Source organism: Desulfovibrio sp., from assembly GCF_035644575.1.
Taxonomy (GTDB): domain Bacteria; phylum Desulfobacterota; class Desulfovibrionia; order Desulfovibrionales; family Desulfovibrionaceae; genus Desulfovibrio.
Window position 1 is genome coordinate 1 of the sequence record NZ_DASQOG010000059.1, and the last position, 5,472, is coordinate 5,472.

A 5,472-nucleotide genomic window follows, 5' to 3' on the forward strand; every position below is an offset into this window, starting at 1 on the left:
ATGCTTGTCATCATGCTCACGGGCCTTGGCATGTACGCGCAGGACAGCCACGTGCCGTTTATCCACTTCTTCACCTTTGTGCAGGACTGGATAAACAACTGGTTTGGCGGCAACGGGCAGATGACCCGCAGCTTGCACCGACTGGGCATGCTGCTGCTCATTACCTTTGTGACCGTGCACCTGTACATGGTCATACGCGAAGAAATCATGGGCAAGACCACCCTGGTTTCGTCCATGTTCAGCGGTTTCCGCGAACGCCGCAAGCAGTAGCAACCTGATGTAAACTGAGAGTAATGTTTGGCGGCCCATCCGGGCCGCCAAACAGATAACAAACAAGCCAGCGTGGTTTGTTGACGCCAAAAGCGGCAATACAGCCGCAAAGGTGCACGGAAATCTCATGGAACAGATCGTCATTCTTGGTCTTGGCAATATTCTGTACGGCGATGAAGGCTTTGGCGTACTTTTGGCGCAACGGCTTTACGCCCATTGGGATTTTCCTGAAAACGTGGAAGTTGTGGACGGCGGCACCCAGGGGCAAACCCTGCTGACCTATGTGGAACGGGCCGACAAGCTGCTGGTGCTGGATGCGGTAGATTTTGGGCTGGAACCGGGCGAGCTGGTGCTGCGCGACAACGTGCCAGCATACCTGACAGCGCAAAAGATTGGCCCACACCAGAACAGCTTTTCGGAAGTGATGGGCCTTGCCGCCCTGCGCGGCACTGCCCCGGAGCACTGCGCCCTCATTGGCGTGCAACCGGCGGCCATGACCCTGGCAGCACCCCTGTCCACTCCGGTCAGTGAAAGTTTTGAGGCAGCGCAAAGCATGGCGCTGGATGTGCTGCGGCAATGGGGCATTGACCCTCAGTTGCGGGCGCAGCCGCGCCACCTTTCCGCTGCCGTGCTCGACAGCCTTGTTCAGGGCTGCGTGTAGGGCGCACAAAGCAGCAAGGCTGGTGGCAGCATGTACTAACAAACGGCTTGCCTGATTGCTCGACAAGCGCAGTGGTCTGACAAATTTGAAACAACCTGTACTTATCAAGCAAAAGACACGCGGGCAAAATTAACGCAAGCCCGCGTGTCTTTTATTTTTTAGCTGCAAGGGGTATTGTCTGCGCCATCACAAATGCGGAGGACACATGGCTCAGATCAACATATACACGCAGCAGATCACGGTTGGGCCGGATGATATCGACATGCAGCGTCGCGTCAGCAACCTGCGCTATGTGGCCTGGATGCAGGATGTGGCGGTTGCGCATTCCGCCGTTTGCGGCTGGCCCATGGAGCGGTACGAAAGCATCGGCCAGGGCTGGGTGGTGCGCCAGCACACCATCACTTACAAGCGCCCGGCTTTTCTGGGTGATGTGATAACCGCCGCCACATGGATTGCCTCCTACGCTTCGCGCCGTAGCCTGCGCCGCTATGTCTTCTGGAATGCAAAGGAAAAAGCCCTGCTTGCCGAGGCGGAAACCCAGTGGGTCTTTATTGATATGACCAGCGGCAAACCTGTCAGTGTGCCGGGCGAGCTACAGGAGTCTTTTCCCATAGTGGACGAAGACGCGCCGGGCGTATTCCGGCGCTTGTGCGTGTAGCCTTTCATAAGGACAGCAAAAGGCCGTGGAGTTTGCAACCCCACGGCCTTTTGTTGTGTCGTAATGAGCTTATTTAAAGAGTTCTTTTTCCTGCACCTTGCGATCAATGCGGTCTTCAACCTCCACGCCCTTGGGCGCGGTAAAGGTGAAGTCTGATTCTTTCAGCGAGGCGTCGGGCTTGAACTGCGTAAAACGCACGTCGTTGGAATTGCCGTAAAAGTCAATAATGCTGGCCCTGCGGATATAGCCGGTGGAAGGCTCAACCCACAAAAGCGCCTCAACCATCTGCGGGGCGGGTTCCTTGGGGTAGAGGTGCAGTTTGGCGAGGCCATTTTCCTGTCCGGCTTCCTTGACGTCAAAATCCTTGGTCAGCGCGGCCTGCCCGGTGATGACCTGAATAATGGTGCGTGAATCACGCACAAGCTCCAGGGGGTAGCGGTAGGCAATTTCTTCATCCGCAAGATAATCCCAAATTTCCTTATGCGTTACCACAAGGGTTTCTTCATGGGGTTTATCTGTCTGCCAGCGGATGAGCAGGGGCTTCTGGAACAGCAGGTTGCCCTGCCGTTTCTCCACCGAGCCGCTTTCCTTGTGGGTCAGCGTTTGCTCAAACGTGGCGGAAAACGTGCGCAGCTTTTCATACCGCGCCTGGATTGTCGACGCTATATCCGCAGCCTGCGCGGCTGAAGCCACAAGAAGAACAAGCCCGGCCGCCAGGGCCAGCATGCCATTTATGCGCATAACACCTCCACGGCATAAGCCGCCAGTTGTGCTGTTTGATTTATTTGACCACAGCGCGCGGCTTGCTGCCGTCTGCCGGGCCGATGATGCCGTCGTGCTCAAGCTGTTCAACCAGACGCGCAGCGCGGTTGAAACCGATCTTGAAGCGGCGCTGCACCAGAGATATGGATGCACGCCCCTGCTCGCTCACAAAAGCCTGCACTTCGCCGTACAGGGGATCCTGCGCGGCATCGCCGCCACCACCGCTACCGCCGCCGCTCACAGAGTCCAGCCCCCACTGGGCAAAGTCCACCTTGTAGGAGGGGCTGAGCTGCCGCTTCCAGTAGGCCACCACAGCCTGCACTTCTTCATCGCTGAGGAAGGGGCCGTGCAGACGCTGCAAGCGCCCGCCGCTGGGCTTGAAGAGCATGTCGCCACGGCCAAGCAGATGTTCTGCGCCTACCTGATCTAGGATGGTGCGCGAATCGTGCTTGGACGTAACCTGAAAGGATATACGGCACGGAAAGTTCGCCTTGATGAGCCCTGTCACCACATCCACGCTGGGGCGCTGCGTGGCAAGGATCATATGAATACCGGCTGCGCGGGCCAACTGCGCAAGGCGCACGATGCTGGTTTCCACCTCGCGGGCGGCGGTCATCATGAGGTCTGCCAGTTCGTCAATAACGACAACAAGATATGGCAGAGGCTCAAGATCGGCAAAATCCGGCGGCAGATCATTTTTGCAAGCGGCCAGCTTCTGGTTGAACCCGGCCACGTTGCGCACACCAAGGCGCGCCATGGCTTCGTATCGGCGGTCCATTTCGTGCACGGCCCAATCAAGGGCGTTCTTGGCCTCGTTCATTTCCGTGACCACAGGATGCACCAGATGCGGTTCATCCGCATACACGGCCATTTCAATGCGCTTGGGGTCAACCAGCAACAGCTGCATGTCTTTGGGCTGGGTGCGGTACAGCAGGCTGATAAGAATGCCGTTAAGGCAGACGCTCTTGCCCGCGCCCGTAGCGCCAGCCACAAGCAGGTGGGGCATGCGCGTGAGGTCGGCCATGATGGGCTTGCCCGCGATATCCTTGCCCAGAATCATGGTCAGGGGGCCACAACCCTTGCGGAAAGGCTCAGAAGCGGCAAGCTCCCTGAAATTGACGGTTTCACGGTTGTCGTTGGGTATTTCAATACCCACCGTGTCCGTACCGGGAATGGGTGCCTGAATGCGCACGGCAACGGCCTTGAGGGCCAGCGCCAGGTCATCACTGAGGTTGGCGATGCGGCTCACGCGGATGCCGGGAGCCGGACGCACCTCATACATGGTGACCACAGGCCCAGGCGTGACATGCACAAGCTCGCTCTGGATGTCAAAATCCTTGAGGCAGGCAATAAGGGCCTTGCCACGTGCCTCGCGGTCTTCCTTATTGTTGTTGCCCGGCACTTTGACAGGCGGGGCCAACAGTTCAAGACCCGGCAGCGGAATGGCGGCCTTGCGGCCTGTCATGCCAGAAAGCAGCCCGGTCAGGCCACCCTGCTTTTTGGGAGCTTCGGCAGCGGGTGCAGCAGCACTGGCAGCCTTGCCGCCAGTGTTCGGGGCAGAAGCGGCAGGCGGGGCAGCATGTGCCGCGTCATCCTGAGCCAAATCATGGGCCGCGTCATGTACGGGATCATGGGCCGGGGCATTGCCCCCCTGCTCGTCAGCATAGGCCGCACCTGCAGAAACAGCAGGCGAAATGGGCATGCCGTTAATGTCTACCGCCACGGCAAAGGGATCGTCAGCATCCACTTGTGCTGCCGGGCGTGGTGCCGCTGGTTCATTTGCCTGCGGACGGGCCGCTTTGTTTTTTTGTTCTTCAAAAACATCTGGCAGCGAGTCAGCCGTGGGCTGAATATTGCCAAGGCGGTCGCGCCAGCGCTTCCAGAACTCCATGGACGGCAGGCGCAGATCAAGAAGCGACCAACGCCGCTTGCCCTCTTCGCCTTCTGCGGGGCTTGCTGCAACGACAGGCCCGGTTGCGTTGCCCGCACGGGCGGCAAGCCGAGCCTGCGCCCAGTGCAGCACACGCGCCGCCACATTGAACCATGAGATGTTGCCCGCAAGCTGCATGCCCACAAGCGCCACAAATATCCACACCAGGGCTGAACCGCCAGGGCTCAGATATCGGCTGGCATTGAGGTGCAGGGCATTGCCCACCATACCGCCGCCCCACATGTCGCCAAGGGTGATATCCGAAGCGGAACCTATGACAAGCAGGCAGACGGTAAGCAAAAAGAAGCCAAGCCAGCGCGACCAGTGCAGGCTATACGAAGGAGAAACGTAGGCCGCACCCAGCGCACCGAAAACCAGTGGGCAGAGATAGGCGGCCACGCCAAACACGTCGTTAAGAAAACCTGCAGTGTACGCGCCGAAAAGGCCAGCCTTGTTCTTTACCTTGACAACACCGCTGACCACATGGTTAAGGCTGGGGTCGTTGGCGTCAAAACTGAGCAGGCTGAGCAAAAGCAACAGCGCCCAGAAGATAAGAAAAAGGCCAAGAAGCTCGCGGCTGAATTTATGGGCGTCCGTAGGGCTACCCTCCCGAACCGGTCATCATTCCCGGCCCAGGTATTCCTTGGTGCGCGTGTCAACCTTGATGCGATCGCCTTCGTTGACAAAAATGGGCACCTGAACCGAAATACCGGTTTCAAGCTTGGCAGCCTTGGTGACGTTGCTGACAGTGTCGCCCTTGGCGCCGGGCTCGGTTTCAACAACCGCAAGCACAAGGCTCAGCGGGATGTCGATATCAAGGGGGCTGCCCTTGTACAGCAGCACGCGGCATTCCTGACCGTCCTTAAGAAAGCCTTCCTTGCCATCAGTGGTGGTGATGTGCATCTGGAGCTGTTCGTAGGTGGTCATGTCCATGAAGATAAGGTCATCGTCCTGACGATACAGAAACTGCATGTCGCGGGTTTCCAGATCGGGCTTGTTGACTTTTTCACCGGAACGGAAGGTTATATCCTGCATGCGGCCAGTAAGGATGTTGCGCAGCTTGGTACGAACCATAGCGCCACCCTTGCCGGGCTTGAAATGCTGAAAATCAACGATTTCGTAAGGGGTGCCTTCGACTTCGATCTTCAGACCCTTGCGAAAGTCTGTGGTAGAATACATTTGTCCTCCTAA

The 5,472-nt window shown here is 58.0% G+C and carries 6 protein-coding genes; 3 read left to right on the forward strand and 3 right to left on the reverse strand.

All coding sequences use genetic code 11. The annotated features are described in order from the left end of the window. The 3 genes from VEZ52_RS02905 to VEZ52_RS02915 form a co-directional block, all read left to right on the forward strand. On the forward strand, nt 1-270 hold a 270-nt coding region (locus VEZ52_RS02905; RefSeq protein ID WP_324835455.1), incomplete at its 5' end, for a cytochrome b/b6 domain-containing protein. A gap of 127 nt (nt 271-397) precedes the next feature. Next, nucleotides 398-931, forward strand: coding sequence for a HyaD/HybD family hydrogenase maturation endopeptidase (gene hybD / locus VEZ52_RS02910; RefSeq protein ID WP_324835456.1), 534 nt, complete (start codon nt 398-400; stop codon nt 929-931). A gap of 205 nt (nt 932-1,136) precedes the next feature. Then, nucleotides 1,137-1,589: an acyl-CoA thioesterase gene (locus VEZ52_RS02915; protein WP_324835457.1), complete on the forward strand. Its 453-nt coding sequence runs from the start codon at nt 1,137-1,139 to the stop codon at nt 1,587-1,589. Between the two features lie 69 nt (nt 1,590-1,658). Here the strand turns inward: VEZ52_RS02915 and lolA are convergent, their stop codons facing one another. The 3 genes from lolA to efp all read right to left on the reverse strand — a co-directional run bounded on the left by lolA (nt 1,659) and on the right by efp (nt 5,460). After that, entirely contained in the window at nt 1,659-2,330 is a 672-nt protein-coding gene (gene lolA / locus VEZ52_RS02920; RefSeq protein ID WP_324835458.1) for an outer membrane lipoprotein chaperone LolA, read from the reverse strand. Between the two features lie 40 nt (nt 2,331-2,370). Then, nucleotides 2,371-4,812: a DNA translocase FtsK gene (locus VEZ52_RS02925; protein ID WP_414649499.1), complete on the reverse strand. Its 2,442-nt coding sequence runs from the start codon at nt 4,810-4,812 to the stop codon at nt 2,371-2,373. 90 nt (nt 4,813-4,902) lie between these two features. Beyond that, nucleotides 4,903-5,460, reverse strand: a complete 558-nt coding sequence (gene efp, locus VEZ52_RS02930) for an elongation factor P (RefSeq protein WP_022658729.1) — start codon at nt 5,458-5,460, stop codon at nt 4,903-4,905. Between the last annotated feature and the right edge of the window lie 12 nt (nt 5,461-5,472).

Excerpts from the sequence above, each read along its gene's own strand:
- lolA (WP_324835458.1), bottom strand. The coding sequence starts at position 2,330 with ATGCGCATAAATGGCATGCTGGCCCTGGCGGCCGGGCTTGTTCTTCTT.
- VEZ52_RS02915 (WP_324835457.1), top strand. The coding sequence starts at position 1,137 with ATGGCTCAGATCAACATATACACGCAGCAGATCACGGTTGGGCCGGAT.
- efp (WP_022658729.1), bottom strand. The coding sequence starts at position 5,460 with ATGTATTCTACCACAGACTTTCGCAAGGGTCTGAAGATCGAAGTCGAA.
- hybD (WP_324835456.1), top strand. The coding sequence starts at position 398 with ATGGAACAGATCGTCATTCTTGGTCTTGGCAATATTCTGTACGGCGAT.